The organism is Streptomyces hilarionis (genome assembly GCF_024539675.1).
Lineage (GTDB): Bacteria > Actinomycetota > Actinomycetes > Streptomycetales > Streptomycetaceae > Streptomyces > Streptomyces hilarionis.
Genome location: NZ_JAHHIT010000562.1, coordinates 1 through 342, shown reverse-complemented (window position 1 = coordinate 342; position 342 = coordinate 1). Strand labels below are relative to the sequence as shown.

The window sequence follows — 342 nt, the reverse complement described above, 5'->3', positions numbered from 1 at the left end:
CAGTAACCCGCGACAACGCGAGCCTTGTTTCCGTGGTTCTTCTGCTCAATAGCCGCGTGCATTGCCAGAGGTGAGTCGAACACCTTGAACTCATACTCGCTGGTATCGAGCAGTGGGTTGGCTGTCGCGTGAATCCCCAGTACGTCATCCAACCACGCTAGGTAGCCATCAGAACCACTGCAACGGAACTGGGAAGACAGTATGTATTCCTCCATGGATGCACCTTTGGCTTTGGCAAAGGCGCGGATAGCCTGCTTGCTACCAATGTCGTTCAAGGTCACACGCTGGTCTTCGTCGATGAAGAAAATCGAGCATTTTGCTGATTCGATCAGCTCCTTGATC

General features: G+C 52.6%; 1 protein-coding gene. It reads right to left on the bottom strand.

Annotated elements, in window-relative coordinates:
- On the bottom strand, positions 1–342 hold a 342-nt coding region (locus KMS84_RS44225), incomplete at both ends, for a DNA/RNA helicase domain-containing protein (RefSeq protein WP_256921485.1).